Raw genomic sequence first — 24,671 nt, forward strand, 5'->3', positions numbered from 1 at the left:
CCCCGGGAAGTTTGGTGTCATGCGGAACGGACGCGCGCGCTGGCGGATGTCAGGGCGGACGCGACGCGTTCGGCCCAGGCGGCGCAGCCGTCGGGTGCGCCGATCAGGTCCTGGCGGATTTCGATTTCGGCATAGAAACGCCGGGCAGGATAGGCATGCCGCGGGATCGTATAGTCGATCAGGTCCATCCGATAGGGCTCGTTGTCGCCCACCACGAGGTCGGGCTCATCTGCCAGTACCTCGAGCATCGCGAGGGCGAAGCGCGTGTCGCCGCCATCGTGCAGGATGCCGATATGCCAGGGCCGAATTGCCGCTCCGTCCGCGCCGCGCATCGCCGGGGTGAAGCTGTGCAGCGCAACCAGAATGGTCGGTTGTCCGGCGGCATCCCGGCGTGCGATCTCGGCCGCGATCGCCGCATGATAGGGCGCATGGATCACCGCATATCGCGCGGCTCGATCCGCCTCGCTCAGGTCGCGATTGCCGGGGATCGGCGTGCCGTCGCTGGTCTCGGCGATCGCATCGGGTTGCGTCTCGCTCCGGTTGCAGTCGACGACCAGCCGAGAATAGGTCTGGTGGATGAAGACCGCGTCGAGCCGGTTCGCCAGCAACCGTCCGACCTCGCCGACGCCGATGTCCCAGCCGATGTGCCGGCCCAGTTCGGCATCGTCGAGACCGAGCGACCCGAGCGACACGGGCACTGAATTTCCAGCATGATCGCCGATCAGGAGGAACGATGATGCGCCTTTCGGGTTGATGATGACGGTCGGAGGCCTGTCTCCTGCCGCGATCAGCGGTCCCTCGGTCCGGTTGGTCATGCGATACGGATCCTGAATGCCATTTCTCACACTTTCTCACGTGACGAGATACACTTACCGGCAACCGGTAGCATTTGGCGAGCACCGTATCATGGTCCGTCCGCGCGAAAGCCATGACCAGCAGCTGATTTCGGCCGAGCTGACCATAACCCCCGAACCGTCGGAGGTGCGCTGGCTGCACGACGTGTTCGGCAACTCGGTGGCGATCGCGACCTTCGATCGCCGTTCGCGCGAACTCGTGTTCGACAGCCGGGTGCGGCTTGATCACAGCCCCGCCGAACTCGCGACGGTCGATATCGAGCAATACGCACGCTCCTATCCGTTCACCTATTCGTCCGAGGACATGCCCGACCTGTTGCGGTCGATCGAGCGCCAGCATCACGATCCGCATCGCGAGATCGATCGCTGGGCGCGGCGGTTCCTCGATCCCTCGGGGCGGACGGATACGCTGGCGATGCTGTCCGACATGACCGCGGCGATCCGGCGCGACTTCACCTATGTGCCGCGCCCCGAAAAGGGGACACAGTCGCCGATCGAGACGCTTGCCCGCCGCAAGGGTACCTGCCGCGATTATGCGATGCTGATGATCGAGGCGGCGCGCGCGCTCGGCTTCGCGGCGCGGTTCGTGTCGGGCTATGTCTACAACCCCTCAGGCCGCGAGCAGCGGACCGGGGGCGGCAACACGCATGCCTGGGTCCGCATCTATCTGCCCGGATCGGGTTGGGTCGAGTTCGATCCGACCAACGGCATCATCGGCAGTCGCGGGCTGATCCGCGTCGCGATCGCCCGCGACATCTACCAGGCCGTGCCGATCTCGGGAAGCTGGGCGGGCTTCCCCGGCAGCTTCCTCGACATGACCGTCTCAGTCGACATCGCCGTCGACGGTCCGGACGTCGCCCCTACAGCCACAACCCCGCTCGCGCCGCAGCCGGTCCGGGCATGAGAAAGACGACCGCATGCTGATCCGCGCCGGCTATGATATTCGCTTCGAAGCCGATGTTCCGACGCCGCTGATGGCGATGCTGAGCCTTCACCCGTCGCGCAACCGCGATCTGGTCACCCCGCACCGGATCGTCGCAAGCCCCGACGTCCCGATCTACGATTATCTCGACGCGTTCGGGAATGTCTGCACGCGCATGACCGTCCCCGCCGGCGGCCTGACGCTGTCGTGCGACTTCACGATCGAGGATGACGGGCAGCCCGACCCAGTCGATCCCGATGCCGTTCAGCATGCCGTCGAGGATCTGCCGGACGAGATCCTCGTCTTCCTGCTCGGCAGCCGCTATTGCGAGACCGACCGGCTGTCCGAGACCGCTTGGTCGCTCTTCGGGCATGTGCCCTCAGGCTGGGCGCGCGTGCAGGCGATCGTGCAATTCACGCACGACCATATCGAATTCGGCTATCATCATGCGCGGGCGACCAAGACCGCCTGGGATGCGCATCAGGAACAGCAGGGCGTGTGCCGCGATTTCGCGCATCTCGCGATCACGCTGTGCCGCTGCATGAACATTCCGGCGCGCTATTGCACCGGCTATCTCGGCGATATCGGCATTCCCCCGGTCGATGCGCCGATGGATTTTTCGGCGTGGTTCGACGTCTATCTCGGCGGCCGCTGGCATACGTTTGACGCGCGACACAACCAGCCGCGGATCGGCCGGATCCTGATGGCGCGCGGCCGCGATGCGACCGATGCCGCGCTCACGACGACGTTCGGGCCAGCGCGGCTCGTGGGCTTCGACGTCCACACCGACAGCGTCGACGCGGCGGCTTGAGCCCGCCGCAGCGTCGGTTTACGCTTGTCACCCCGCCGGCGTTCGTGCGAACGCCGCAACACCATTAAACAATGCTGCGATGCACCATATGCCTGCTTCTTCGACACCCGGTTCCGTCCCGAGCAACGCCAACGCGCTGCTGCTGCAAGCGATCGCGCTGCGCCAGTGCGTGACCGCGGTCTACAACCGGATGCATGTCAAACTCGCGCCGCATATCCTGTTCACGCGCCATGATGACGTGTTCGTCGACGCGGTCACGCTGCAGCGCGACGGACAGCCGCCCAAGGAGATCAAGCTCGGCACGTTCAAGCTCGCCGGGCTGAAGGATATCGTCGTGATCGACGAGGGGTTCCGGCCCGACGCCGTCTTCAACCCGCACGACATCAAATATGAGGGCGTGACGCTTTTCGTCGTCGAGCCGAACTGACCGCCAAACGGACTGGCGCCGTGGTTACGGCGCCGGCGGCAGCCATGCCGTCTCGATCTCGCCGTAGCGGTCGACAAAGCCCGTCCGCCGCATTTGAAGCTCCGGGTCGAGGATCCGGACTCGTCGACCGTTGCGCTCGATCACGCCGTCACGCTCGAGCGCACGGATCGTCCGGTTGACGTGCACCTTGGTCAAGCCGAGCGCATCGCCGATATCGCTCTGCGTCAGGGGCAGGTCGAAGGAGTCGATCACGCCACCGGCAGTGACCCGAAGACGCGCCAGGATATCGAGCAGGAGCGTGGTCAGCCGCTCCGCCGCACCTTTGCGGCCGATCGAGGTGAGCCGGTCGCTCATCGCGACATTCTCGGCCGCGGCGATGGCATAGAGCAGCCCGGCGAGCCGTGGCTGCTGGCGAAAGATTTGGCCCAGATCGGCCTTGGGCAGTTCGGTGACGGTACAGTCCGACACCGCGGTCAGCGTCGCCGAGGCCTGCGACCAGGCGATGCTCGACGTGCCGATCAGGTCGCCGGCATAATGGAAGCGCAGGATCTGGCGGCCGCCGGCCGCGAGCCTCGCCGCCGAATGCAGCCAGCCATAATGGACGACGAACAGTGCATGGCTGGTCCCGCCCTCGGCCATCAGGATCTCGCCGGGCTTGAGCCGGATCTCGCGTTGCTCGGCGCGCGAGATCGCTGCGCGTTCCTCTTCCGTCAGCGCAAGATGGCGTTCGAGCCGCGCGATCAACCCACTTCGATGCATCGTTCCGCCCCTGCATTCGCCCTTGTCGGCGGCCCCTGTCGGCTGCCCATCTCGGCTGCCCGTTGCGGCCGCCCGTAACCCCATGCTCAACCATGCGGTTCGTCCGGTCGTCAACAGGTCGATTGGTCCGTATCAGCCTTTATCAAGCTGTCCCAGAATGATCGGCGTAAATCGATCGGCGATCCGATCGATGCCGCGTGTGTTCGGATGGACATGGTCGCGCTGCATCAGCGCGGCGTCGCCGATCACGCCATCGAGAATGAACGGATAGAGTCCCGCACCATAGGTCTTGGCAAGATCGGGCCAGATCGTGTCGAACGCTGCCTGATATTCGGGGCCGAGATTGGGGGGCGCCCGCATGCCCGTCAGCACGACCGGGATCTTGCGGCGGCGCGCCTCGTCCATCATCGCGGTCAGGTTGGCGCGGGTCTCGGCAGGCGCGATCTGACGCAGCACGTCGTTGCCGCCCAGGCCGAGCAGGATGAGATCGGGTTTGCGGGGCAGGCTGTCCAGCGTGAAGATAAACCGCTGGCGCCCGGCCGCGCTGGTGTCGCCCGAGACGCCGGCATTGACGATCGTCGCGTTGACGTCCTTGCGGCGCAGCGTCGCCTGCAACACGTCGGGCAGGCTGTGACCGCGCGCGACGCCGTACCCCGCGTACAGACTGTCGCCAAAGGCCAGGATCAGGCGCTCGCGACCGGCCGGCGCGGGAGGCATCGCGACCGCCGTACCATCGACCGCCGTGTCGTTGCCCGCGCCGCGGGTGGCCGCCACAGGGGCCGAGCTATCCGCCGCCCGATCGCACCCCGCGAGGACCAGCGCTTGGAGAACCGCGGCGACTGCCACATATGAAGGCCTGTTTCGCTCCAACGTAAAGTGCTCCATGTCCCGATCAACCTCCGACGATATGGTGATATCGGCCCGCAATGTCACGCTGACGCTCGGCAGCGCGAGTGCCGCGACCGCGATCCTCAAGGGCATCGATCTCGACATTGCGCGGGGCAGCAGCGTGGCGCTGCTCGGGCCCTCAGGGTCGGGCAAATCGTCGCTGATGGCGGTGCTGTCCGGGCTCGAACAGGCGAGCGGCGGGCAGGTCGAGGTTGCGGGACTCGATTTTGGCGCGCTCGACGAGGATGCGCTGGCGCGCGCGCGGCGCGGTCGTATCGGCATCGTGCTCCAGGCATTTCATCTGTTGCCGACGATGACGGCGCTGGAAAACGTCGCCGTCCCGATGGAGCTTGCCGGCATGGCCGATGCGTTCGCACGCGCCGCCGATGAGCTGGAGGCGGTCGGGCTCGGCCACCGGACCGGGCATTATCCGACCCAGCTGTCGGGCGGGGAGCAGCAGCGTGTCGCGATCGCTCGCGCGCTGGGACCGCGGCCGGACCTCGTCTTCGCGGACGAGCCGACGGGCAACCTCGATGCCGCGACGGGTGCGGCGGTGATGGACCTGCTGTTCGATCGACGCGCGGCGACGGGCGCGACGCTGATCATCATCACGCATGATCCGGTCCTTGCGGCGCGGTGCGATCGGGTCGTCGAACTCGGTGACGGGCGTATCGTCCGCGACCAGTTGCGGTCCGTGACGGGCGCGGGGGCATGACCGACTGGCGGCTCGCCTGGCGTCTGGCCAGGCGCGAGCTCAATCTGCGGTTCCGCGGCCTGCGACTGCTGCTGGCCTGTCTGTTTTTGGGGGTCGGCGCGCTGGCGGCGATCGGCAGCCTGACCCGCGCGATCGACGGCGAACTGGCAAGTCGCGGGAGCACGATCCTGGGCGGCGACGTCGAATTCGCCACGTCGCAGCGCGCCGCGACGCCCGAGGAGCGCCGCGCGATGGCCGCGCTCGGCACCGTATCGGAGACGGTGCGCATGCAGGCGACGGCGGTTCGCGGTTCGGCCAGCGTCCCGATCGAACTGAAGGGTGTCGACGGCGCCTATCCGTTGTACGGCACCGTCCGGTTTGCCGATGGGGGCGCAGCGGAGCCGCCGCGCGACTCGGGGATCTGGATCGCGCCCGCGCTCGCCGACCGGCTGGGCGTCGGCCGCGGCGCGCGGGTCCGGCTGGGTACGGCCGAGTTCGTGGTCGACCATGTCCTCGCCGAGGAGCCTGACCGGCTGGGCGAAGGCTTCACGCTGGGGCCTGTCGCGATCGTTTCGCTGCCCGGGATTGCGCGGACCGGCCTGATCCAGCCCGGCAGCCTCTACGAAACCAAATATCGCGTCCGCCTCAGGTCGGGACTCGCGCCAACGCGCGCCGTCGACCGGATCAAAGCGGCATTCCCGTCCGCGGGCTGGGAAAGCAAGACCCGCGACCGTGCAGCGCCCGGTGCCGAGCGCTTCGTCCAACGGATGGGCCAGTTCCTGTTGCTCGTCGGCCTCTCCGCGCTCGTCATCGCCGGTATCGGCGTCGGGAATGGGGTTTCGTCCTATCTTGCCGCGCGGCGGCAGAGCATCGCCGCGCTTAAGGTGCTTGGTGCGACGTCCGGGATGATCGCCAGGGTCTATCTGATCCAGATCGTCGTCGTCGCCGGGATTGGCATTCTCGCCGGTTTGATTGCCGGCGCCGCGGCGGTGCCGTTGATCGTCGCGCTCGCGGGCGACGTGCTGCCGGTCGCGCCGAGCTTCGCGGTGCAGCCCGTGCCGCTGCTGCTCGCCGCCGCCTATGGCATGGTGATCGCGCTGGCGTTTACCGCGCCAGCACTGGTCGAAGCCGGAAGCGTGCCGGCGGTCGTGCTGTTGCGTGGCAATGCCGGCCAGCGGCGCGTACCGTTGCGCCGGACGCTGCCCTGGGTCGCCGGTGGCGGGCTTGCACTCGTCGCGCTCGCGCTGCTGACCGCGGAACAGCCCGGGCTCAGCGCGGGGTTCCTTGCGGCGGTCGCGGCAGTGCTGCTCGTCCTCGCCGGGTTCGGCTGGGTCATCCGGATCGCGGCTGCGCGATTGCCGCGGGCGCGCCAGCCTTTGCTCAGGCTTGCGGTTGCAGCACTGCACCGTCCTGGCGCTCGCACCGGCACGCTGGTCGTCGCCCTCGGCCTGGGGCTGACGCTGTTCGTCCTGCTGGCGGCAATCCGGACGAGCATCGACGCGAATATCGCGCGGACCGTTCCGCAGCGCGCGCCTGCGTTGTTTGCGCTCGACGTCCCGCCGCAGCGCGAAGCCGAATTCCGCCGCACGGTCGCTGAGGCCGCGCGCAAGCCGGTTGTGACCACCGTGCCCGCGATGCGCGGCACTATCACGGGCTATGCAACGACGCGTGTCGCCGATCTCAAGACCTTGCCCGAAGGCGCCTGGGCGCTGCGTGGCGAACGCGGCCTGACCTATGCCGAGACGCTGCCGGACGGCAGCCAGATCACCGCGGGACGCTGGTGGCCGCGCGGCTATGCCGGGCCGCCACTGGTGTCGATCGACGAGCGGCTGGCCAAGGCGCTCAGTCTGAAAATCGGCGATCCGATTCAGTACAGCCTGCTGGGTGTCGAGCGGAGCGCGCGGATCGCCTCGTTCCGGCGGATCAGCTGGGATACGCTCGGCTTCAACTTCGTCATGGTCTTTTCCCCCAACGCGATCGCCGATGCGCCGCATAATCTGGCGGCAACGATCGATCTCGACCGTGGCGAGGAGGGCGCGGTGATGCGTGCGCTGCTCCCGCGATTTCCGTCTGTTTCGGTAATCGAGGTCCGCGACGTGCTGGGGCAATTGCGGACGATCGTGGGGCAGATGGCGACCGCGATCACCGCGGCGGCGTCGGTCGCGATCCTCGCCGGCATCGCAGTGCTGATCGGGGCGATCGCCGCGGCACGCGAAGCGCGGACCTATGACGGGGTGATCCTGCGCACGCTCGGCGCGACGCGTCTCCAGGTGCTCGGCGTCCAGGCGCTCGAATATGCGTTTCTGACGGTGATCCTGTCCGCGGTAGCGCTGCTGCTGGGGCTGGGGGCGGCGTGGTATGTCGTCACGCAGGTCTTCGCGTTCACATGGCTGCCGAGTTATCCGGCGGTGTTCGCGACGCTGATCGTAGGTGCGGGGCTGACGATGGCGATCGGGCTGATCGGGGCCTGGCCGATCCTCAGCGCCAGGCCAGCCCGGGCGTTGCGCGACCTCTGACCTGTTCCGGTCGCGGCACGAAATCGCGGCCGCGGCGTTTGCATGGGGTCGGGACGGCGCGATGGGCGGCCAAGGGGGTTTTTGAGTGAGCAATGCAGTGGCAAACGGCGACGCGCCCGTCGACGTGACCAGCCCGTGGTCGATGTCGATGGCCACCTGGTGGTCGGTGCTGAAGCGCAGCTGGGCCGAAGCCAGCGACGACAATATCGGGCTGATCGCCGCGGGCACCGCCTTTTACGCATTCGCGGCGATCGTGCCGCTGCTCGCCTCGATCGTGCTGATCTACGGGCTGGTCGCGGACACGGCGACCGTCGTCGCCAATATCCGCGGCCTGTTCCAGGTGCTGCCGGCGGACGCCGCCAAAGTCATCGGCGACCAGCTTGCCACCGTGGTCGGCACGTCCGAGGGCAAAAAGGGGTTCGGGCTGATCCTCGCGCTCGCGCTCGCGCTCTATGGTGCGTCGAAGGGGGCATCGTCGATCGTCACCGCGCTCAACATCGCCTATGAGGAACGAGAGACCCGCGGGTTCTTCGCGCTGTATATCCTCGCATTTTCGATCACCGCGGGCGCGGTGGTTCTGGCGCTAACCGCCGCGCTGTCGACCGCGGCCTTCGCACTGCTCGACAGCATGATTCCGGGGGCTCCCGATTTCGTCCTGACGCTGCTGCGGCTTACCAGCTATGCGGTGCTGGCAATGCTCGCCGTCACAGCAGCGGCGTGCCTGTATCGGTACGGGCCGAACCGCGCGCATGCCAAATGGGCGTGGCTGACCCCGGGTTCACTCGCAGCGACGCTGATCTGGCTCGCCGCGACGGTCGGCTTCGGTTTCTACGTGGCCAATTTCGGGAATTACGGCGCGACCTACGGCTCGCTGAGCGCGGTGGTCGTGCTGCTGACCTGGCTGTGGCTGTCCGCCTATGTCTTCCTGCTCGGCGCCGAGCTCAACGCCGAACTCGAGCATCGCACCACCCGCGACACGACCACCGGGCCCGAACGCCCGGCCGGTGCGCGTGGCGCTGCCGTTGCCGATGCGACCGTGACGACGCCCCCGCCATCACACACGCCCGATGTGGCAAAACCGCGCCGTGGCGTGCGAACCGCGCAAACTGCGGCCGCATCGCGTGCCGCGCGCGCGCCGATGCCCTCGGTTCTCCTCGCCGTCGGCGGGCTGGGTGCGCTGCGCCGAGGGTCCGGCAAGGCAGGGATGATCCTGCTGGTCGTCGGCGGAGCGCTCGCCTGGGCGGGTCGGACCTCCCCGGAGGGTGACGACGATGCCAAGCGTTCCGCTTAAGCTGTTCTTCGACGGCGGATGTCGTCCGAACCCGGGGCGCATCGAGATCGGCGTCGTCGTTCGCGGCGTGACCCATCTCCTGGACGACTGCGGTCACGGTACCAATAGCGATGCGGAGTGGCTGGCGGCAATCCATGCGCTTCGAGTTGCCCGCGAGCTTGGCGCGGTCTCGGTCGATCTGCGCGGAGACTCCGCGCTGGTGGTGGGGCAGGCGCGTGGTACCGCGCGCTGCCGATCGGCAGAGCTTCGCGCGCACCGCGACGCCTTTCAGACGCTCGCGGCGACGTTCGAGACGGTGAAGATCCGTCATGTCGGCCGGTCGCACAACCTTGCCGGGATTGCCCTCGCCCGCCTGCATCCGCGCTGAGCCCATAGCGCTGGCACCGGCTTTCGACCGACAATGCTGGTCGGGGCGCAACAGCCTGCTATAGCGCTACCATCGCCGGCCCGTTCCTGACCGCCGCCGACCGAGAGATGCGCGCGCTCCCGTCACACCGACTGGAGAACTGCGTTGGCCATCGCTCCATCGTCCCCGACCCCCGCGAAGACCGCAACATCGCCCCTCGCGCTGATGGTCCGGAAGCTCGAGACCCATGCGACGCTTGGCCGTCGTGATCGCGAGGCGATCCAGGCCCTGCCGCACCATGTCCGCACGTTCGACGCGTCGGCCTATCTCGTCCGCGAGGGCGACAGCCTCCAGCATTGCTCGGTTCTGGTCTCGGGCTATGCGTTTCGCCAGAAGGTCACCGGCGACGGGTTGCGGCAGATCGTGTCGCTGCACATTCCCGGCGAGCCGCTCGATCTCCAGCATCTGTTTCTCGATATGGCGGACCACAACGTCCAGACGCTGACGCGTGCCGAGGTGGCGATCATCCCGCGCGCCGCGCTCCAGAGCCTGGCCCTGTCGCATCCGGCAATCGGGCATGCGCTGTTCGTCAACACGCTGGTCGAGGGATCGATCTTTCGCGAATGGGCGCTGAACGTCGGACGGCGCGACGCCCGGACCCGGCTGGCGCATTTCCTGTGTGAAGTCGCAGCGCGGCTCGACGCGCAGGGTCTCGACGGGGTCAGGGGCTATGAGCTGCCGATGTCACAGGAACAGATCGGTGACGCGCTCGGGCTGACCGCGGTCCATGTCAACCGGACGATGAAGCTGCTCGAAAGCGAAGGGCTGATCGTCCGCACCAGACGATGGATCAGCATTCCCAGCTGGACCGCGTTGCGCGAGGTCGCGGACTTTTCGAGCCGCTATCTCCACGTGAGGTCCAAGGCCGACTAGTCGCGCGCTGCGGCCAAAGCCGCGAGGATCGACGCGGCGAGTTCGGGACGGCAGATCAGGAGATCGGGGAGCAGCGGATCGACGCAGTTGTAGACCAGCTGGCTGCCGTCGATCCGCGACGCATGCAATCCCGCGGCGATCGCAACCGCAGCCGGGGCGCAATTGTCCCACTCATACTGGCCTCCGTCATGAAGATAGGCGTCGGCCCGGCCATCGACGACGGCCATCGCCTTGGCACCCGCCGATCCCATCGGCACCAGGGTCGCCCCCATCGCGGCACCGACGCGACGTGCGATGTCCGGCGCTCGCGAGCGGCTGACGACGATCCGGAGCGGTTCGCCTGCGGGTGCCCAGGTCCTTGCCGGATCGTCGGTCGCGAAGACTGCACCGCGCGCAGGCACCGCAACCGCACCGACGCGCGGGACGCCATCGATCGCGAGGCCGATATGCACCGCCCAGTCATCGAGGCCCTCGGCATATTCGCGCGTGCCGTCGAGCGGGTCGACGATCCAGACGCGCTGCGCTGCACAGCGGCTGCGATCGTCGAGCGATTCTTCGGACAGGATGAAATCGTTCGGGCGTTCGGCGCGCAGCCGGCCGATGATCAGCATATTCGCCTCGCGGTCGCCCACAGCCCCCATTGCCGCCCCCACGATCGTCCCTCGCGCCCGGATCTCCTGCAGGAGCGCGCCTGCCTCTAGCGCCACCGAGCGCGCGAGTCCGGCATCGGTCAGGTCGGTCGTCACAGGTCGTAGCTCCAGACGCCGATGACATGTTCGACGATGCGCTCGGCCGCGGCCTCCGGGCTCTCGCGGGTCGTATCGATCCGGATGTCGGGACGCTGGGGCGCCTCATACGGGCTCGATATGCCGGTGAAGTCGGCGATCTCGCCGGCGCGTGCCTTGGCGTAGAGCCCCTTGACGTCGCGCGCCTCGGCAGACGCAAGCGGCGTGTCGACAAAGATCTCGACGAACTCGCCCGGGGCGACCATCGAACGCACCATGTCCCGCTCGGCGCGGAACGGCGAGATAAACGCGGTCAGCACGATCAGCCCGGCATCCGCCATCAACCGTGCGACCTCGCCGATCCGGCGGATATTCTCGATCCGGCCGGCTTCGGTAAAGTCGAGGTCGCGGTTGAGCCCGTGACGGATATTGTCGCCGTCGAGCAGAAAGCTGTGCCGGCCGAGCGCGAACAGCTTCTTCTCGACCAGGTTCGCGATCGTCGACTTGCCCGAGCCCGACAGGCCGGTGAACCAGAGAATCCTGGGCGACTGACCCTTTTGCGCGGCATGCGCCTCGCGCGTGACGTCGATCGATTGCCAGTGGACGTTCTGCGCACGGCGCAGCGCCGATCCGATCATGCCCGCCGCGACGGTCGCGTTCGTGGCGCGGTCGATTAGGATGAACCCGCCGAGATCAGCGCCGTCGGCATAAGGCTCGAACACGATCGCGCGATCGGCATAGACCTCCGCGACCCCGATATCGTTGAGCGCGAGCGTCGAGGCGGACAATTCGGCCTGCGTGTTGACGTCGACGACGTGACGCGGCGGCTGGACCGTTGCCCCGACAACCTGGGTGCCGAGCTTCAGCTGATAGCCGCGGCCCGGTACGAGCGGCGTGTCGGACATCCAGACGATGGTCGCGAGGAACTGGTCGGCGGCCTCGGGCGGCGCATCGGCGGCGGCGATCACGTCGCCGCGCGAGCAATCGACCTCGTCGGCGAGCACGATCGTCACCGACTGGCCGGCGACCGCCTCGGTCAGGTCACCGCCGAGCGCGACGATCCGCGCGACGGTCGTCGTCTTTCCCGACGGGACGACGCGGACGCTGTCGCCGGGGCGCACGGTGCCGCTGGCGATCATGCCGGCAAAGCCGCGGAAATCGAGATCGGGGCGATTCACCCATTGCACGGGCAGCCGGAAGGACTGCGCCTGGCGCGCGTCGGCGTTGATCGGCACGGTCTCGAGGTGCGCGAGCAGCGGCAGTCCGGTGTACCAGGGCATCGTCGCCGCCTGGGTCGCGACGTTTTCGCCGGTCAGTCCCGACAACGGGATCGCGGTGAAGCGGTCGATACCGATCGACGCGGCAAAGGTCCGGTATTCCTCGACGATCGCGTCGAACCGCGCCTCGTCATGGCCGACCAGATCCATCTTGTTCACCGCGAGCACGATCTCGCGGATGCCGACAAGGTGCGCCAGATAGCTGTGACGGCGGGTCTGGGTCAGCACGCCCTTGCGCGCGTCGATCAGGATGACGGCCAGGTCTGCGGTCGACGCGCCGGTGACCATGTTGCGCGTATATTGCTCGTGCCCCGGCGTGTCCGCGACGATGAACTTCCGCTTTTCGGTCGAGAAAAAGCGATAGGCGACGTCGATCGTGATGCCTTGTTCGCGCTCCGCGGCAAGACCGTCGACCAGCAGCGCAAAGTCGATATTCTGTCCCTGCGTGCCGACCCGGCGGCTGTCCGCCTCGAGTGCTGCGAGCTGATCCTCAAAGATCGTCTTAGAATCATACAGCAGCCGGCCGATCAGCGTCGACTTGCCGTCATCGACCGAGCCGCAGGTGATGAAGCGGAGCATCGACTTGTTCGCATGCGTATCGAGATAGGCGTCGATATCCGACGCGATCAGCGCCTCGGGCGTATAGGCGGACATCAGAAATACCCCTCGCGCTTCTTCTTCTCCATGCTCGCCGCCTGATCATGGTCGATCGCGCGGCCCTGACGCTCGCTGGTCGTCGTCAGCAGCATCTCCTGGATGACGTCGGGCAGCGTCGCCGCCTCGCTTTCGACCGCGCCGGTCAGCGGGTAGCAGCCGAGCGTCCGGAAGCGGATCGACCGATCGACCGCGACTTCGCCTTCACGAAAGCGGAACCGCTCGTCATCGACCATCAGCAGCATCCCGTCGCGCTCGACGGTCGGGCGCGGCGCGGCGAAGTAGAGCGGGACGATCTCGATCCCCTCGGCCAGGATATATTGCCAGATGTCGAGCTCGGTCCAGTTGGACAGCGGGAAGACGCGGATGCTTTCGCCCTTGGCGATCCGCGTATTGTACAGGCGCCAGAGCTCGGGGCGCTGCGCTTTCGGATCCCAGCCGTGACTCGCCGAGCGGAAGCTGAAGATTCGCTCCTTGGCGCGGCTCTTCTCCTCGTCACGCCGCGCGCCGCCGAACGCCGCGTCATAGCCGCCCGCAGTCAGCGCCTGCTTCAGCCCGTCGGTCTTCCACATGTCGGTGTGGCGGCTGCCATGGTCGAACGGGTTGATCCCGAGCGCTTTCGCCTCGGGATTGGTGTGGACGATCAGCTCCATCCCGGCTTCCGCTGCCGCACGATCGCGCAAATCGTACATCGCGCGGAATTTCCACGTCGTGTCGACATGCAGCAGCGGGAAGGGCGGACGCGCGGGGAAGAACGCCTTCTTCGCCAGATGCAGCATCACGGCGGAATCCTTGCCGACCGAATAGAGCATCACCGGGCGCTCGGCCTCGGCGACGACTTCGCGCAGGATGTGGATGCTCTCGGCTTCGAGGCGTTGCAGATGTGTGAGCCCGGTCATTGCGTTCCCAGATAGGCCCGCGGACGCGGTGTGCGACGAACTTATACTGTTGGCCGCGAAAGCGCGATCAGTCGCGCGACTGGTCGACCGAGTCGATCAGCCGCCCGCCCGCCATGAATACCGCGGTCGAACAGGCCGCCGCGAGCAGCCAGCCGCCATAGCCCGGATACTGCTCCAGATAATGGCTGCCACGTTCGACCGCCCCGAGACCGAGCCCGTAGATAACGAGATACGCCTCGAACTTGGTCTTGATCACGAACAGGCGGCAGAAACGTTTCCACATTGCCGCAACCTAGCAACGGTCGTGCCAAGCGCGGAATTGCGCCGTTTGCGCAGGGTCGGGGTTGGTTAATTGTCAATTAACCCGACACGGCAGAACTCTGCGCTTCTGACGCGAGAATACCGGAAAACCTCCGCTGTTTCCACCGAGACGAAGGGTGTGAAATGGAAAACCGTCAGAGCCTCAATCCAGTTAATTCGCGGTGTCCGTCGTGAGGACGTTGACCGGCGTCGGCGGCATATTCTGCGCCGCCCACCGAGACCTCAAGTCAGGTGCGCTCCACGGTCATAGCTGGGAAGTGACGGCTTGGTTCACCGGGCGGCCGAACGCGGCGCATCGGCAAGAGCAGCTTGCCGCGATCCTACGCCGTCTCGATCACACCGAGCTTGGCGTTGAGCTTTCGTGGGGTGAAGACATCGCTCAGCGGATAGCCGAGCGGTTCAACGATAGCATGTGTGTGCAGGTGGACGTGTCTCGCCCGCTCGAGCGTATCTACGCGCGGTGGGAACGCTGATGGCAACCGTTTATCACGGCACGCCGGTGACGCCCGCTCCCGCGCTAGACGCCGTTTCCGGCCGATCGTTCTGCGTCAGCTACTATCGGCCCGATAGTGTCGAGGCGGTCGAGGCGATGGCGCCGCATATCATGTATGACAACGGAGCGTTCAGCTTCTGGATGCAGGCCGTGCGGGCTGGCATTGACCCAATTGAGGCAGGCCGCTCGGACTGGACCCCGTACTATAATTGGCTTGCGGGCAGGCTCTATGAAGCCGGGCGCTGGGCGGTGATCCCTGACCGTCCTGCCGCACCGTCCCAGATCAACGACGGCTTATTGAACGACTGGCCATACGGTCGGTCGCGAGGCGCGCCAGTCTGGCACATGGATGGCCCGCTCGACCGCTTGGCGCGCCTATGCGAGCGGTACGATCGGGTCTGCCTTGGTTGGATAGGTGACCCGAAGCGCGAGCCGGTAGGCTGTGACGCATATCGCCGTCGCATGGATGAAGTCGCTGCGCTGATGGGGAACCGCTGGCACCCGCTCCATATGCTGCGAGGTGTCGCGGTCGGCGGGGATTACCCGTTTGTGAGCTGTGACAGCACCAGCCTTGCTCAAAACCACCACCGCTACCGGCTTCGTCTGTTCGCCGGCACGCCTGACGAATGGTTGGGTGTGCGGGCATATGCCGATAAACTCGAAAGGATGGCTGCATGAAGCCAGACTGGACAGCCGAGGAGACAAACGCCGCGATCTCCTTGCGGGCGAGCGGCCTGGCCTATTCCGTCATCGGAAAGCGGATCGGGCGGACCGCCCAAGGCGTGAAGCGGCGCCTACAATATGTTCGGGACCTCGCTGCATGACCGCCCTCCGACCGGTCCAGCGCATCGAGGCGCGGCAGTTCGTCCTAGACCATCACCGCCATCACGGATGGGTGTCAGGCTTCCTATGGCTGCACGGCCTGGCGGGGGAGGGCGGCGCGCTGGTCGGCATCGCCGTCGTCGGCCGCCCGGTCGCCCGCGCCCTGCAGGACGGGCTGACCATGGAAGTCACCCGCCTATGCACCGACGGGGAGCCAAATGGCTGCTCGATGCTCTACGGCGCGGCGCGGCGCGCGGCGATCGCCAAGGGATACCGGCGGGGCCTGACGTACATCCTTGCGAGCGAGACGGGTGCGTCGCTGCGCGCGGCGGGCTGGCGGCTCCTTTGGCGCGTCCCCGGCCGCAGCTGGGACACGCCATCGCGTCCGCGAACCGACAAGCACCCGACCGAAGACAAGCACGCTTACGGCTGGGGAGACTGGCCGACTACCGAAAGGATCGCAGCATGAAAGAGCCGACGAAGATTTGGTTCATCACCTGGCCCGACGGGAAGGTCATGGAGCGCAGCCAGACGAGCACGCACAAGAACATGGCGATCGGGTCGGCGATCCGATCGTTCCTTCCGGCGCAGTGGTTTCCGGGGCTCGACGTAACCACCCGCTATTACGGTGAGATCGGCGAGCTCTGGCGCTCCATGGAGAAGGCCGGTTTCAAAGTGCAGTCAATCGACCTGCCGAAGGAGATGGCCGATGGCGTCTCCTACTGAAGATGATCAGCGCTGCCCTGAGTGCGGCTTCCTCGCCTGTATCTGGTTCCAGGACGATGCCCGCGACGATGAAGACGATGACGCCGACTGCTGCATGATGGGGCCTGATGGTCTCTGCGGGGCGGCCGGGTCGGAGTTCTGCGATTGGGAATGCCCGACGATGCGGGCTCTTGACCGAGGCGACCTCGCATGATGCGTGAACCGGACTTCAAAGCCGCGTGGGAAGCACTGAGCCAACCTCTGTCCTGGATGCACGAGAGCGATCGCCTCAAGGCTTACTGGGGCTGGAACCTCGCAGACATCGCGAATGATCTGATCGACCGTGCCTACCCCGGCTTGCGGTCCGGCGAGATCGTCGGGACCACCGAGGCCGTGCAGCCTCGCGCGGCTAACGACCCCGCATGATCATCGACACCCTCAATCCGATATGCGCGGGGGGCTGCCGTGCCCATCCTCCTGCGCTTGTTTCCTCGCCAAAATATGTGCGATGGAAGCCTGCTAGGAGCCATATATGGAAGTCGACGGGTTAGAAGCTGCAAGATCAGCAATGAAGGTTGCGTTTGAAAGCGCCATCGAGACGCTGGATACCGGTTCGAAGCGCGCGAGGGATTTACTCACGTCAGTGTCAGCTTGGCTCGCTACTACATTGGTTGCACTTGACGCTTCGCTGATACCACTAATCTTATCATATTCGGATCGAAACTCATACCCGAGGCTAGCCTTGTTGTTTGCCGTATGTGGCTTGGTCTCATCAATAATCGCCGCCATTTGGCTTGCCCTACACCTGAATAGTGCAATAAACGCATACACCGAAGTAAAAGGTAACATTAAGGCCGTCGATACTGACGGCGACCTGACAGAGATGGTAAAGGTCGACACTGGGCTCACCGACCGGATCGGTACTGAAACTGAAAGCGTCGCTGTCGCGATGATAGCGCCCCTATTTTTCTTCGTCGCCAGCACCGCGACGTTCGGTTTGGGCTTCAAGTTTAAGGACGTCAGCAACGTCCGTCGTTGCGCTGCCATACAACAAGATATGCTTGCTGCCCGTCCTCGTCGCGATGACTCGGCCGAGCTTTTTCAGGCTCTTGGATGTCGCCCGCAAGGCGATGGCGACGTATTTGCACCGCCTCAAAGACCGGCCAATTCAAAGCGGATTACGTCCGCCACAGGTAAAGCACCTACGCTCCGAACTCCGGCCCTTCCTCATCAGGATAGAACGCGTGGGGATCGTACACCGGTCGCTGCGCCGGCCGCGCCTGCCGTGCGGCGGCTAGTTTGCCCGAATCGGTCGGCCGCGCATAGGCTGTGGCGTCAGGAGATTAAGGCATGACGTTCCAGAACGATCCCGCGAACGATCCAGAGCGTTCGGCGTATGATCCTAGCCGAGAACCACCAGACCTCACCGAGGCAGCTGCCCGATTGCGCGAGTTCCGTATGTCGCGGGAAGACGGCGACATGATCGACGCAGGCAGCAAGCTGACGACCACTGACCTCGACGCAATTTTAGGCTTCCTCGCTGACTTTCCGTCGACCGGGTGATGAGCGATCGAGAGGTATGGCTGAAAGCATGGGCGGTCGTACAGACGCACGGCACATTGGAATCTGCACCTATTGTCGCCACGCTGCTCGACGTAATGGGCGATGATCCCCACCACTCCGATTGGGCGCGCATTGCGGCGGCTGTAGATGCAATCAACGATGGCGAGCCGCAATGACTGATCCAGCCCCTTAGACCTAAGAAAAATGCAATCCCTCGATATCCGGACGATAGATCTGATCTGTGGCTGTGGACGGCATAAGGAGGTCAACGACGACGGCTATGCGGGGACCGAGGCTGTGCCGTCGATGACCCGGTTCTTCCGGGGCGGGTAGTGCGGCAAGCGCCCGAAGACTGCGCGGCCGGGGCTGCTGCACCGCGGCGCGGCATCGATGTGGCCGATTCGCCGAATCTCCATCATGCCCACCATGCTCAATCGATCAGGATCGAGCCGAGAACGGGGGTGGCATGCTCCTGCAGCACGGCCGCGGCGTTGCGCAGCGCGCGAGCGTCCGACCGGTTGCGGCGCGCAACGATGATCGCCGCGTCGAGTCCGAAACACGCCTCGAGCTGTGTCGCGCTGGCGGGGCCGGCATCGAAGATCACCAGCCCATAATGATCGCGCAGCGGATCGAGCGTGTTGGCAAGCCGCTGGCGATCGAAGAGCTCGGACGCGTTGGGGACGCTCGGACCCGCCGACAGCAGCGACAGGCCGGGGATCGCGGTGGTCTGGGCAATCGCCTCGACGCGACCGCCCGACGACAACAGCGTCGACAGGCCGGTCCGGTTGGGCAGGCGGAAGAGCCCGTGCTGACGCGGTGCGCCGATGCCGCCATCGACCAGCAGCGTCGAATAGCCGGCCTGGGCGCACGCGACCGCCAGATTGGCGGTGAGCACGGTGGTGTGCAGCGTCTCGTCGTCGATCCCGATCATCGCTATCCCCTGAAGCGGGGAGCCGTCGGGACGGACGTCGCGCGTCACGATCGCGCGAATGTCGCGCGCGGTGACCGCGATGGGATCGTCGGGCGCGAATGCTGCGACGACGAGCGGATCGACGCGCTCATCGCCCTCGGCAAGAACCGTGAAGCCCTGCTGCAGCTCGATCGCGCGGCGCACCTGCTCGTCGGTCGCAAAGCCGAGCTCAACCGCCGCCTCGCCGAACAACAGCCCGGTTTCAGCCTGGTGATGCTCGATCTGGCGATGCGCCTCGGGCGACAGTGACAGCAATTTGCCCAGAAGCTGCCGCTGGCTGGGCGCTTCGGCGCCCGGCGCGACCGCGGGCCGAACGACATTTGCCGTTTCGCTCGAACGAAGCCTCATGACGTCTGCCTTCCACCCAGCAGCGACGCGACGCGCGACTGCGAAAACGATACCGAGCCCAGCACGGGCACACCCATGGCGGTCGCTGCGCCGCTCGACGTCCGCACCCGCGGCCGCCACAGTTCGAGTGCCAGCGCCGTCCCCGCCGCCAGCATCCCGCCCAGCACTAGGCCGAGCGCCAACCGCATCGGTACGTTGGGCGAGGAGGGGAGCATCGGCGGCTGCGCGACGTCGAGCTGGACGACGTTGGTCGACGGCGCCTCGCTCTGCAGCCGCATCGTGCCGAGACGCTGGGTCACGGTATCATAGGCCGCGCGTGCCGAATCGACGTCGCGCTGGAGCACGTTGAGATCGGCCCGGTCGCCCGCCAGCGCCAGCATCTTGCCGCGCTGCTGGTTGAGCAGGGCGCGCATCTGGCTTTCCTTGCTGCTCGCCGCGCCGCTGGCGACGCGTACCGCATTGGTGTTTGTCCCCGTCTCAACCGCCAGCCGCCGGCGTAGCGCCGACAGCTCCGCCTCGGCAGCCTGCCGCTGCGGGTGGTTCGGGCCGAGATCAGCGCTCAGCTGCGCCACTTCGGCCGTCTTGGCCGAGATCTGCGTGCGCAGCCCCTGGACGACACCGGACGTTTGCACGTCGAGCCCGGTGCTGCCGCCGCCAGCGCGTGCGCCAGCATCCGCCGCCGCCGCTTCGGCTGCGGTCAGCTGGCCGGACAGTTCGGTCAGGCGGGCGGCGTCGGTGTTGTTGTTCGTCGTGTCGACGATCCCGGTGCGACGCTGGAACGCGGTCAGTCGGCCCTGAGCCTGCTCGAGCGCGGTGCGGACCTCGCGCGTGCGATCCTCGAACCAGCGCGAATAGGTGCGGGCGGGATCGGTCTGCAGCTGCAGCCGCGCCTCTAGGTAGCTGGTGGCAAAGCCATTGGCGACCTGTGCCGAGAATTGCGGATCGGCCGACTTGAAGCGGATCGCAAGCACGCGCGACGTCCGGCCGGGTATGACTTCGAGCCCGCCGAGCAGCTGGCGACCATACCAAGCGTTGACGTCGCCGGTGCCACCGGTGCGTGCACGCCACTGGTCAGCGACCTGCGGGTTGGCGGCAAGCTTCAGATCGCGGACGACCGCGGCGGCGATCGCCTCGCTCTGCAGGACGTCGGCCTGGGTCGCGACGAGCGCGGCCACGCCATCCTGCGGCGCCGCCTCGTCGGTGACCGACTGGGCCGGGCCACCGTCGAACAGCAGCGAGGATTGCGCGACATAGGTCTTGGGCGTGACGGCCGTCCAGAGTGCGACCAGCACGACGATCATCAGAATGATAGCCAGCTCGATACGCCAGCGCGCCTTGAGCGACGCGATCAGATCAGCGGGTATTAGCAAGGTTGCTCTCCTGCGGTGCGCCAAGCCGGGCCGCCGTGGTGGAAACAGGGGTCGTCATCAACAGCGCGATCAGCATCTGCGGTGCGGTACTGTCACGGAAATACACGCCATTGTGTTCGCCGTCATTGCCCCGCTCGCGGACCAACGCGGGGTCTAGCATCGAAATGGCACGATCATATCGATTGGTATCAAGCACGACGACGTCCATGGCAACGGCGTTTTCGTCGTAAGGGTTGGTCGGCTCGAGGCGCAGCTCGACCGCGTCGCCAGGCGCACAGGGCATGCACTCCATACGCCGGTTGATCTTACTCTAGTCCTCGTTCGGGAAGTCGATGCCGACTATGGAGGTGGTCAGGTCTTTCATGGTGGTGATGTAACGTTTTGCCCGGCGTGTCGTAAGGTCTATCCCATCCAAGCCTACCGACGACTCGACGGTAACGGAGTTGAAATGAACGATCCTAGAACATGGTTTCAGCCAAAGGTTGTTGGCATAGGATGGACGCCGCGAACGTGGGAGGGTTGGGCGCTCATTGCGGCCGTGATTGCTTTTGGAGCACTCGTCGGAAGACTGGACCCTTAAAGCAGCTCATTGCCCTGTGCAGATAGTTTGCCCGGCTCGGCCGCTGACGCATAGCCTTGCTCGATGATGAGTGATCGAGAAGTGTGGCTGAAGGCGTGGGCGGTCATCGAGACACATGGCCCGCGAGAATCCGCGCCCGTCGTTGCTATGCTGCTCGATATAATGGGTGATGATCCAGACCACTACGATTGGGCGCGCGTCGCTGCAGCTGTTGATGCGATCAACGAAGGGCCGTTGCAGTAGTGTGGCGTAACGAACGCCTAGGATTAGTTATAAGGTAGGCGGGCTGTTTAAAACTGCGCACACTGCTTTGTGAAAAGCAGTGAGACCCCTTGGTCTTGCTCCTCGGGCCTGCAGCGATGAGATGCCAGTTAGAAATATGACGCGGTCGCGAACGGAAAAAATGCCCGGCTCGGAAAGCCGGGCATTTTTTAACTTCAGCCGTTGTAAGGTTCACCATTGTCCTAGTCACCGACTTCTTTACACCCTGCGGGATGTGTCGATGACGAGAATGGTTATTCCTAGGCTGATGACAATATTACCCGCGAATGGGCTTGCCGATTGGCCAGTAGCGCATTTGAACCCCCAAAGTTAAAAGTGCTCGTCTTTCGACAAGGGGATTTATGCATTAGAACTGTTTAGTAATTACAACTTCATGCGGTTAAAGTCGATTAACTGCAAATTTTTGCTGCCGATGCTGCCCGCGCGTTGCTGACTTCGGTATATGCGCCCGATCGACGCAGCTGCCGCACAATGCCGTTGAATGAGGCCGTCACACTCTGCCTCCGACCGATTTGGTTATCCCGCTGCGCGCCCTCCCAAGCATCACGACGGACCAGCGCTCGGGGCAGTGATGCCAGGCACAGCGCAGGGCTAGGCGGACCGCTGGCGTGTCTACGCGACCGTTAGCTGTCTCGCTGAGCGTGGCTCGGAGGCAAGGACCACCAGGCCTGTGCATCGGATGCTGCTGAGATCCAGAGAACGTCGCTATGCCCTTAAGATAAATCGCATAATCAATCTATAATATGATACGTTAGACCATTCAGGCACCTGTGGCTTGACGATAGGAGATGGATGGTCGTCGTACTGGATACTGAGTGCTTTACCGCGACGCCCTGGAAAAGCTGCGTTCGGCTTGAAGGAGCAGGAATCACGCTGACCCTTTCCCCCGCAGCGGCCATCAAACTCGCGGATTCGCTTATAGACGCGAGCGCTGTGGCTCTAGGGCAGGTGGAGATGAAAGAAGCTGGGCTGCGACTTAAGCCTGACTGATTGTGATCACACTTGAAAAATTCACCGTATGAACTGATTGTTTGAACCCCGCGCTTTAGCTTTGCACTGGTTGTATATAGTGCGAAGGTGTGCGTTGCGAAATACTAGAGCCGGTAAACCACAACAGGTGCCGCGCCTCTGAAGTAGACTTGTGTAAGGTCCCGCTTTCTATTACGCTTTGACGAAGACGCTTATCGTTAGTTCATTATATTCGTGTTGATTGTCGTTAGGACACTGTAGACTTCTTGATCGACTTTGCTTCGTACATGATCTTATCCGCAATTCGGATGGCCTGCTCAAAGTCGCTTCCTGTGGCAGCGCCCAAGCTACACGTTGCACGCCACTGTGAGGTTTCCAGCGCAGCTATCAACGCCTGATGGATGCTGCGAGACTTTCGTTCACCCGCGGCCTCGTCTCGAACTGTTAAGCAAAACGCAAATTCATCACCTCCAAGGCGTGCAGTGATATCGTAAGGCCGAACGGACGCGCTGAGTGCATGGGCGACGATACGCAGCACCTCATCGCCTGCGGCATGTCCATACTGGTCGTTTACCGCCTTAAATCCATCCAAGTCTATCACGCCACACAATAGGATCCTGCGATCTCGAGCAGCCGAAGACTCCTGTCGCTTGCCCTCACGTTGAAAGGACCTTCGGTTGCCCAGCCCCGTGAGTGGATCCATCAACGCGTTCCTGCTCTCGTGGTCAAACGCTCGACGGAAGGCACTCACGAGGAGGATTATAAAGATCACTCCGAGGACAAGCATCGAGGCATTCCAAACAGCCGCTGCGGCAGTAATAGAGGTTGCCCTAGCTGACAGTTGATCGGCGAAGCCATTTAAATGTAGCGTTGTGACGATTGCCGAGGTGCCGGCTATGAGGCCAGCGATCCGTCCGAAGCACCAAGTCGTTAGACATAGTGGAACAAGGTAAGCTGAGTTCAACGAGTAGAGCGGGCCCGTCACCGCATCGAGGACAAAAAGCCCCGCCCAGATCGGCGCGATCCATGCGAGAGCGGACATAGGGCTTAAGCGTGCAGACTTTCGCATTACGCTTTCTAACAGCGTTGTTTCCGCGCTGCGGCGAGCCTTTAATGGAAAACTATCAAATCTAGCTGCTTTCCGTCGAGCCATGCGCGCGCCCATGTCAGCGGGTATTTTCCGTTCAGCGCCGGTCGCTCGATCCGTCATTGGGAATGTCCGAGTGCATCGACCTTCTGATCGAGTTGGAGGTAGCGACGGTTAAAGCCTGCTACGCTTTTGAGCAGGTCCCAGGCAGGAGACGAAATCAGGTGGCGGTCTTGCTCGAGAAGGCCATCCTTTATCAGACCCTTGATCGTTCTGTTGACGTGGACCGCTGTCAATCCGACAGCATCGCCAATCTGTTGCTGCGTCAAAGGCAACCTAAATGGCTGATTCTCTGCTAGCCGGCATGGATCGAGCCTACACGCAAGCTCGCAGAACAGATGCGCTATCCGCGCTCGGGCATTACGGCGTCCGATATTCACAATCCACTCGCGAGAAATTGACGCTTCGATCAGAGCGCTTGCCATTATCGCATTTGAAATGATCGGGCGCTCGCAGGTCAAGTTGCGGATTAACGTCTCGTCTACTGCGGCTACCATACAGTGCGCTGTCGCCTGCACGCTGCAATCATTATACGCGAATTGCATATGCTGGATGTTGATTATATCGCCCGGCAGTCGAAAGCCGACAATCTGGCGAAATCCATCACTCGTAACTTTATATGCAATAGCAAAACCTGAGACAAGAACCTCGAATTCCGTACACGTTGCGTCGTTCTTTATTATATGTCTACCGGGATTATATGAATATAACGAAAACGGGAGCGCAACTATGGCCGCACGATCATCGTCCGCTAAGGCTGAGTTTAAAGCAAACTTCTCAAGCATCGGCGAAAGTGGGACACTAAAGGTCTGCAAAAAACTGTCCCAACAGAATGCGTGCAAGACGACGCGCACCTAAATTCGACGTCTTAATTTCGCGTCTCGTTGTACCTAGCACGTACTAACGGTCTATGAACGCAGTAAATGTGCCTCATAACGACACCATATCCTATAAGTAATTTCAGGCCGCGACGCAGGCCTCGAAGCGTCATTCTGAGGCCCTGTCATGGAGACGCTGCTTAACATCGTCACGACGACTGGTGAGGTGGCCCCCTAAATGACCTGACAGGGCCCCGCTCTTAGATAAGAGTGAGGCATATGACTGA

General features: G+C 64.3%; 30 protein-coding genes. 18 read left to right on the forward strand and 12 right to left on the reverse strand.

What is annotated here, in order from left to right; translation table 11 throughout:
• Positions 1-17: 17 nt before the first annotated feature.
• Positions 18-815 carry an N-formylglutamate amidohydrolase gene (locus IFT87_RS13155; RefSeq protein WP_192008790.1) on the reverse strand — a complete coding sequence of 266 codons (798 nt, stop codon included), beginning with the start codon at positions 813-815 and terminating at the stop codon, positions 18-20.
• 16 nt (positions 816-831) lie between these two features.
• Here IFT87_RS13155 and IFT87_RS13160 point away from each other — a divergent pair, with 16 nt between their 5' ends.
• The 3 genes from IFT87_RS13160 (at position 832) to IFT87_RS13170 (ending at position 3,014) form a co-directional block, all read left to right on the forward strand.
• Positions 832-1,758 carry a transglutaminase family protein gene (locus IFT87_RS13160; RefSeq protein WP_052148920.1) on the forward strand — a complete coding sequence of 309 codons (927 nt, stop codon included), beginning with the start codon at positions 832-834 and terminating at the stop codon, positions 1,756-1,758.
• A 13-nt stretch (positions 1,759-1,771) separates the two neighbouring features.
• Positions 1,772-2,587, forward strand: coding sequence for a transglutaminase-like domain-containing protein (locus IFT87_RS13165; protein ID WP_031441127.1), 816 nt, complete (start codon positions 1,772-1,774; stop codon positions 2,585-2,587).
• A gap of 88 nt (positions 2,588-2,675) precedes the next feature.
• On the forward strand, positions 2,676-3,014 hold the full coding sequence (locus IFT87_RS13170; protein ID WP_042467360.1) for a hypothetical protein: 339 nt from the start codon (positions 2,676-2,678) through the stop codon (positions 3,012-3,014).
• 24 nt (positions 3,015-3,038) lie between these two features.
• Here the strand turns inward: IFT87_RS13170 and IFT87_RS13175 are convergent, their stop codons facing one another.
• The gene (locus IFT87_RS13175; protein WP_031395205.1) at positions 3,039-3,773 is read right to left on the reverse strand and encodes a Crp/Fnr family transcriptional regulator; all 735 of its coding nucleotides are present in this window, start codon (positions 3,771-3,773) and stop codon (positions 3,039-3,041) included.
• A 132-nt stretch (positions 3,774-3,905) separates the two neighbouring features.
• A complete protein-coding gene (locus IFT87_RS13180; RefSeq protein ID WP_342211161.1) occupies positions 3,906-4,547 on the reverse strand; it encodes an arylesterase in 642 nt (213 codons plus the stop codon).
• A gap of 133 nt (positions 4,548-4,680) precedes the next feature.
• Here IFT87_RS13180 and IFT87_RS13185 point away from each other — a divergent pair, with 133 nt between their 5' ends.
• The 5 genes from IFT87_RS13185 (at position 4,681) to IFT87_RS13205 (ending at position 10,441) form a co-directional block, all read left to right on the forward strand.
• Positions 4,681-5,376, forward strand: coding sequence for an ABC transporter ATP-binding protein (locus IFT87_RS13185; protein WP_249403336.1), 696 nt, complete (start codon positions 4,681-4,683; stop codon positions 5,374-5,376).
• The gene (locus tag IFT87_RS13190; protein WP_192008792.1) at positions 5,373-7,871 is read left to right on the forward strand and encodes an ABC transporter permease; all 2,499 of its coding nucleotides are present in this window, start codon (positions 5,373-5,375) and stop codon (positions 7,869-7,871) included. The genes IFT87_RS13185 and IFT87_RS13190 overlap by 4 nt, the downstream gene beginning before the upstream one ends.
• 85 nt (positions 7,872-7,956) lie before the next feature.
• The gene (locus IFT87_RS13195) at positions 7,957-9,162 is read left to right on the forward strand and encodes a YihY/virulence factor BrkB family protein (RefSeq protein WP_342211162.1); all 1,206 of its coding nucleotides are present in this window, start codon (positions 7,957-7,959) and stop codon (positions 9,160-9,162) included.
• The gene (locus IFT87_RS13200) at positions 9,143-9,529 is read left to right on the forward strand and encodes a ribonuclease HI family protein (protein ID WP_192008794.1); all 387 of its coding nucleotides are present in this window, start codon (positions 9,143-9,145) and stop codon (positions 9,527-9,529) included. The genes IFT87_RS13195 and IFT87_RS13200 overlap by 20 nt, the downstream gene beginning before the upstream one ends.
• Positions 9,530-9,673: 144 nt before the next feature.
• Complete coding sequence (locus tag IFT87_RS13205; protein WP_249403337.1) at positions 9,674-10,441, forward strand: Crp/Fnr family transcriptional regulator; 768 nt, start codon at positions 9,674-9,676, stop codon at positions 10,439-10,441.
• On the opposite strand, the gene IFT87_RS13210 is transcribed toward IFT87_RS13205, so the two are convergent.
• From IFT87_RS13210 to IFT87_RS13225, 4 genes are read right to left on the reverse strand one after another with little or no spacing between them, the layout of a single operon-like run.
• Complete coding sequence (locus tag IFT87_RS13210) at positions 10,438-11,187, reverse strand: 3'(2'),5'-bisphosphate nucleotidase CysQ (protein ID WP_342211163.1); 750 nt, start codon at positions 11,185-11,187, stop codon at positions 10,438-10,440. The two genes, IFT87_RS13205 and IFT87_RS13210, sit on opposite strands and share 4 nt — an antisense overlap.
• Positions 11,184-13,097, reverse strand: a complete 1,914-nt coding sequence (cysN, locus tag IFT87_RS13215) for a sulfate adenylyltransferase subunit CysN (RefSeq protein WP_037527719.1) — start codon at positions 13,095-13,097, stop codon at positions 11,184-11,186. Before cysN ends, IFT87_RS13210 begins: the two co-directional genes overlap by 4 nt.
• Positions 13,097-14,041 (reverse strand): sulfate adenylyltransferase subunit CysD, encoded by a 945-nt coding sequence (cysD, locus tag IFT87_RS13220; RefSeq protein WP_198526928.1) that lies wholly within the window; start codon positions 14,039-14,041, stop codon positions 13,097-13,099. Before cysD ends, cysN begins: the two co-directional genes overlap by 1 nt.
• A 22-nt stretch (positions 14,042-14,063) precedes the next feature.
• On the reverse strand, positions 14,064-14,279 hold the full coding sequence (locus IFT87_RS13225) for a hypothetical protein (protein ID WP_031441137.1): 216 nt from the start codon (positions 14,277-14,279) through the stop codon (positions 14,064-14,066).
• A gap of 217 nt (positions 14,280-14,496) precedes the next feature.
• Here IFT87_RS13225 and IFT87_RS13230 point away from each other — a divergent pair, with 217 nt between their 5' ends.
• The 8 genes from IFT87_RS13230 (at position 14,497) to IFT87_RS13270 (ending at position 18,076) form a co-directional block, all read left to right on the forward strand.
• Positions 14,497-14,790, forward strand: a complete 294-nt coding sequence (locus IFT87_RS13230) for a hypothetical protein (RefSeq protein WP_192008796.1) — start codon at positions 14,497-14,499, stop codon at positions 14,788-14,790.
• Entirely contained in the window at positions 14,790-15,488 is a 699-nt protein-coding gene (locus tag IFT87_RS13235) for a hypothetical protein (protein ID WP_192008799.1), read from the forward strand. The genes IFT87_RS13230 and IFT87_RS13235 overlap by 1 nt, the downstream gene beginning before the upstream one ends.
• Positions 15,489-15,630: 142 nt before the next feature.
• On the forward strand, positions 15,631-16,101 hold the full coding sequence (locus IFT87_RS13245) for an XF1762 family protein (protein ID WP_192008805.1): 471 nt from the start codon (positions 15,631-15,633) through the stop codon (positions 16,099-16,101).
• Positions 16,098-16,358, forward strand: coding sequence for a hypothetical protein (locus IFT87_RS13250; protein WP_192008807.1), 261 nt, complete (start codon positions 16,098-16,100; stop codon positions 16,356-16,358). The genes IFT87_RS13245 and IFT87_RS13250 overlap by 4 nt, the downstream gene beginning before the upstream one ends.
• A gap of 189 nt (positions 16,359-16,547) precedes the next feature.
• Positions 16,548-16,763, forward strand: coding sequence for a hypothetical protein (locus IFT87_RS13255; protein ID WP_192008809.1), 216 nt, complete (start codon positions 16,548-16,550; stop codon positions 16,761-16,763).
• Between the two features lie 106 nt (positions 16,764-16,869).
• The gene (locus IFT87_RS13260) at positions 16,870-17,691 is read left to right on the forward strand and encodes a hypothetical protein (RefSeq protein WP_192008811.1); all 822 of its coding nucleotides are present in this window, start codon (positions 16,870-16,872) and stop codon (positions 17,689-17,691) included.
• A complete protein-coding gene (locus IFT87_RS13265; RefSeq protein ID WP_192008813.1) occupies positions 17,688-17,900 on the forward strand; it encodes a hypothetical protein in 213 nt (70 codons plus the stop codon). Before IFT87_RS13260 ends, IFT87_RS13265 begins: the two co-directional genes overlap by 4 nt.
• Positions 17,900-18,076, forward strand: coding sequence for a hypothetical protein (locus IFT87_RS13270; RefSeq protein ID WP_192008815.1), 177 nt, complete (start codon positions 17,900-17,902; stop codon positions 18,074-18,076). The genes IFT87_RS13265 and IFT87_RS13270 overlap by 1 nt, the downstream gene beginning before the upstream one ends.
• A gap of 254 nt (positions 18,077-18,330) precedes the next feature.
• Here IFT87_RS13270 and IFT87_RS13275 read toward each other — a convergent pair whose 3' ends face one another.
• Genes IFT87_RS13275 through IFT87_RS13285 form a run of 3 tightly spaced genes read right to left on the reverse strand, consistent with a single transcriptional unit; the run spans position 18,331 to position 20,871 of the window.
• A complete protein-coding gene (locus tag IFT87_RS13275) occupies positions 18,331-19,218 on the reverse strand; it encodes a CpsD/CapB family tyrosine-protein kinase (protein WP_192008817.1) in 888 nt (295 codons plus the stop codon).
• Positions 19,215-20,588, reverse strand: coding sequence for a GNVR domain-containing protein (locus IFT87_RS13280; RefSeq protein ID WP_192008819.1), 1,374 nt, complete (start codon positions 20,586-20,588; stop codon positions 19,215-19,217). Before IFT87_RS13280 ends, IFT87_RS13275 begins: the two co-directional genes overlap by 4 nt.
• Positions 20,572-20,871 (reverse strand): hypothetical protein, encoded by a 300-nt coding sequence (locus IFT87_RS13285; protein ID WP_192008821.1) that lies wholly within the window; start codon positions 20,869-20,871, stop codon positions 20,572-20,574. Before IFT87_RS13285 ends, IFT87_RS13280 begins: the two co-directional genes overlap by 17 nt.
• A gap of 360 nt (positions 20,872-21,231) precedes the next feature.
• Here IFT87_RS13285 and IFT87_RS13290 point away from each other — a divergent pair, with 360 nt between their 5' ends.
• Complete coding sequence (locus IFT87_RS13290) at positions 21,232-21,411, forward strand: hypothetical protein (RefSeq protein WP_156360416.1); 180 nt, start codon at positions 21,232-21,234, stop codon at positions 21,409-21,411.
• Between the two features lie 831 nt (positions 21,412-22,242).
• Positions 22,243-22,440, forward strand: coding sequence for a hypothetical protein (locus tag IFT87_RS13295; RefSeq protein ID WP_192008822.1), 198 nt, complete (start codon positions 22,243-22,245; stop codon positions 22,438-22,440).
• Positions 22,441-22,666: 226 nt separating this feature from the next.
• On the opposite strand, the gene IFT87_RS13300 is transcribed toward IFT87_RS13295, so the two are convergent.
• Positions 22,667-23,629, reverse strand: coding sequence for a GGDEF domain-containing protein (locus IFT87_RS13300; protein WP_192008824.1), 963 nt, complete (start codon positions 23,627-23,629; stop codon positions 22,667-22,669).
• A complete protein-coding gene (locus IFT87_RS13305; protein ID WP_206757227.1) occupies positions 23,626-24,381 on the reverse strand; it encodes a Crp/Fnr family transcriptional regulator in 756 nt (251 codons plus the stop codon). Before IFT87_RS13305 ends, IFT87_RS13300 begins: the two co-directional genes overlap by 4 nt.
• Between the last annotated feature and the right edge of the window lie 290 nt (positions 24,382-24,671).

This window comes from Sphingomonas sp. CFBP 8765, assembly GCF_014841445.1.
Lineage (GTDB): Bacteria > Pseudomonadota > Alphaproteobacteria > Sphingomonadales > Sphingomonadaceae > Sphingomonas > Sphingomonas aerolata.

Coding starts and splice junctions, on each gene's coding strand:
- IFT87_RS13155 (WP_192008790.1), bottom strand. CDS start 815: ATGACCAACCGGACCGAGGGACCGCTGATCGCGGCAGGAGACAGGCCT.
- IFT87_RS13160 (WP_052148920.1), top strand. CDS start 832: ATGCCATTTCTCACACTTTCTCACGTGACGAGATACACTTACCGGCAA.
- IFT87_RS13165 (WP_031441127.1), top strand. CDS start 1,772: ATGCTGATCCGCGCCGGCTATGATATTCGCTTCGAAGCCGATGTTCCG.
- IFT87_RS13170 (WP_042467360.1), top strand. CDS start 2,676: ATGCCTGCTTCTTCGACACCCGGTTCCGTCCCGAGCAACGCCAACGCG.
- IFT87_RS13175 (WP_031395205.1), bottom strand. CDS start 3,773: ATGCATCGAAGTGGGTTGATCGCGCGGCTCGAACGCCATCTTGCGCTG.
- IFT87_RS13185 (WP_249403336.1), top strand. CDS start 4,681: ATGGTGATATCGGCCCGCAATGTCACGCTGACGCTCGGCAGCGCGAGT.
- IFT87_RS13190 (WP_192008792.1), top strand. CDS start 5,373: ATGACCGACTGGCGGCTCGCCTGGCGTCTGGCCAGGCGCGAGCTCAAT.
- IFT87_RS13200 (WP_192008794.1), top strand. CDS start 9,143: ATGCCAAGCGTTCCGCTTAAGCTGTTCTTCGACGGCGGATGTCGTCCG.
- cysN (WP_037527719.1), bottom strand. CDS start 13,097: ATGTCCGCCTATACGCCCGAGGCGCTGATCGCGTCGGATATCGACGCC.
- IFT87_RS13225 (WP_031441137.1), bottom strand. CDS start 14,279: ATGTGGAAACGTTTCTGCCGCCTGTTCGTGATCAAGACCAAGTTCGAG.
- IFT87_RS13235 (WP_192008799.1), top strand. CDS start 14,790: ATGGCAACCGTTTATCACGGCACGCCGGTGACGCCCGCTCCCGCGCTA.
- IFT87_RS13245 (WP_192008805.1), top strand. CDS start 15,631: ATGACCGCCCTCCGACCGGTCCAGCGCATCGAGGCGCGGCAGTTCGTC.
- IFT87_RS13250 (WP_192008807.1), top strand. CDS start 16,098: ATGAAAGAGCCGACGAAGATTTGGTTCATCACCTGGCCCGACGGGAAG.
- IFT87_RS13255 (WP_192008809.1), top strand. CDS start 16,548: ATGATGCGTGAACCGGACTTCAAAGCCGCGTGGGAAGCACTGAGCCAA.
- IFT87_RS13260 (WP_192008811.1), top strand. CDS start 16,870: ATGGAAGTCGACGGGTTAGAAGCTGCAAGATCAGCAATGAAGGTTGCG.
- IFT87_RS13265 (WP_192008813.1), top strand. CDS start 17,688: ATGACGTTCCAGAACGATCCCGCGAACGATCCAGAGCGTTCGGCGTAT.
- IFT87_RS13270 (WP_192008815.1), top strand. CDS start 17,900: ATGAGCGATCGAGAGGTATGGCTGAAAGCATGGGCGGTCGTACAGACG.
- IFT87_RS13275 (WP_192008817.1), bottom strand. CDS start 19,218: ATGAGGCTTCGTTCGAGCGAAACGGCAAATGTCGTTCGGCCCGCGGTC.
- IFT87_RS13285 (WP_192008821.1), bottom strand. CDS start 20,871: ATGCCCTGTGCGCCTGGCGACGCGGTCGAGCTGCGCCTCGAGCCGACC.
- IFT87_RS13290 (WP_156360416.1), top strand. CDS start 21,232: ATGATGAGTGATCGAGAAGTGTGGCTGAAGGCGTGGGCGGTCATCGAG.
- IFT87_RS13295 (WP_192008822.1), top strand. CDS start 22,243: ATGGTCGTCGTACTGGATACTGAGTGCTTTACCGCGACGCCCTGGAAA.
- IFT87_RS13300 (WP_192008824.1), bottom strand. CDS start 23,629: ATGACGGATCGAGCGACCGGCGCTGAACGGAAAATACCCGCTGACATG.